The organism is Synechococcus sp. BA-120 BA3 (assembly GCF_034931285.1).
Classification (GTDB): Bacteria; Cyanobacteriota; Cyanobacteriia; order PCC-6307; family Cyanobiaceae; genus Cyanobium.
The window spans coordinates 1-1859 of sequence record NZ_JAYGHZ010000440.1 but is presented as its reverse complement, the minus strand read 5'-3'; the positions used below and the strand labels follow the sequence as shown (position 1 = coordinate 1859).

The 1859-nt window shown below is 71.8% G+C and carries 2 protein-coding genes; one reads left to right on the top strand and one right to left on the bottom strand.

Annotated elements, in window-relative coordinates:
* The first annotated feature begins 132 nt into the window (after positions 1–132).
* The gene (locus VB737_RS16555; protein WP_500314573.1) at positions 133–1389 is read left to right on the top strand and encodes an argininosuccinate synthase; all 1257 of its coding nucleotides are present in this window, start codon (positions 133–135) and stop codon (positions 1387–1389) included.
* On the opposite strand, the gene VB737_RS16550 is transcribed toward VB737_RS16555, so the two are convergent.
* Positions 1360–1859, bottom strand: a 500-nt coding sequence (locus VB737_RS16550; RefSeq protein ID WP_500314571.1) for a hypothetical protein, incomplete at its 5' end; no start/stop codon positions are given. The genes VB737_RS16555 and VB737_RS16550 overlap by 30 nt on opposite strands.

The following is a 1859-nucleotide window of genomic DNA, read 5'->3' as shown; positions in this document are numbered from 1 at the left end:
GCCCTGGTGCTGGGGCCGCCCCTGCTGCTGGCCCTGGTGGTGCTGCTGCGCTGGCGGCTGCCGCCGGCGGACCAGGGGGGAGAATGACCCCCAGGCGCCAGAATCGGGCGCCACAGCGCAGGAGCGGCACGGATGGCGACGTTGGGGCAGCAGGGGGCGGGCGCGGAGCCGCCCGTGGGCACGCCGCGTGCCGAGCGGGTGGTGCTCGCCTATTCCGGTGGTGTCGACACCAGCGTCTGCATTCCCTACCTGATGCGCGAGTGGGGGGTGAAGGAGGTGATCACCTTCGCCGCCGACCTCGGCCAGGGGGATGAGCTCGAGCCGATCCGTCTCAAGGCCCTGGCGGCCGGCGCCAGCCGGTCGCTGGTGGACGACCTGATCGAACCCTTCATCCGCGAGTTCGCCTTCCCGGCCATCCGCGCCAATGCCCTCTACGAAGGGCGCTACCCCCTCTCCACCGCCCTGGCCCGCCCCCTCATCGCCCGCCGTCTCGTCGAGGTGGCCCGCGAGGTGGGGGCCGATGCCGTGGCCCACGGCTGCACCGGCAAGGGCAACGACCAGGTGCGCTTCGACGTCGCCATCGGCGCCCTGGCTCCCGACCTCAAGGTGCTGGCCCCGGCCCGGGAGTGGGGCATGAGCCGGGAGGAGACGATCGCCTACGGCGAGCGCTGCGACATCCCGGCGCCGGTGAGCAAGAAGTCCCCCTACTCGATCGACCTCAACCTGCTGGGCCGCAGCATCGAGGCCGGCCCCCTGGAGGATCCGATGGTGGAGCCGCCGGAGGAGGTCTTCGCCATGACCCGGTCGGTGGCGGAGGCCCCGGCCGAGGGCCAGGTGGTGGAGATCGCCTTCGAGCAGGGCGACCCCGTGGCCATCGACGGCGAGCGCCTCGATCCGGTGGCCCTGATCCGCCGGGCCAATGCCCTGGCGGGGGCCAATGGCTTCGGCCGTCTCGACATGATCGAGAACCGGGTGGTGGGCATCAAGAGCCGGGAGATCTACGAGACCCCGGGCTTGCTGCTGCTGATCCGCGCCCACCAGGAGCTGGAGAGCCTCACCCTGGCCGCCGACGTGCTCCGCTACAAGCGCCAGATCGAGATGAGCTGGGCGGATCTGGTGTATCAGGGCCTCTGGTTCGGACCCCTCAAGGACGCCCTCGACGGCTTCCTCGACCGCACCCAGGCCACGGTCAACGGCCAGGTGCGGATCCGGCTCCAGAAGGGCAGCGCCACCGTGGTGGGTCGCTCCAGCGCCAGCGACAGCCTCTACGTGCCCGACATGGCCACCTACGGCGCCGAGGACCTCTTCGACCACCGGGCCGCCGAGGGATTCATTTACGTGTGGGGGATGCCGACGCGGTTATGGGCTGCCCGTCGTCGTGGCGACTGAGCGGCTGGCGGCGTCCGGGCCGCCCAGGCGCAAGGCCCGCTTCAGGGACTGCCCCCAGCCCTGTTTCCTGGCCACCGTCGGCACCAGCAGGGGCTGGGGGCGGCCTGATCCCGGCGGAGGACCGTCGACCGCGGCGGGGTTGAGGCTGTAGAGCCGGTCCCTCAGGGCCTGGTTGTCGGCAAGGAGGTGCTTCTGGTGCTCCATCACTGTGGCCAGGCGCTGCTGGAACTTGCGCTCGAAGATCTCGGGAAGGTCCTCCAGCATCTCGTGCAGGGCCTTCAGCTCATTCCGGGCGGCGGCCAGCTCCATCTCGAGCTGCTGGGCGTCGGGGCCGGTGGTGGTGATCGCCAGGCTGGCGGGAGTGGCGGGGGTTGCTCCCGGTGCGGCTGCCGGGGGAATGGCAGACGCCGGGGGACCGGCCGCCGCAGCTCCGCCCAGGGCGTCAGCGACGGGCTCGGCGGCGATGGGGG

What these genes read in the sequence shown, in the direction of transcription:
- VB737_RS16555 (WP_500314573.1), top strand. Translation starts at nt 133, where the DNA reads ATGGCGACGTTGGGGCAGCAGGGGGCGGGCGCGGAGCCGCCCGTGGGC.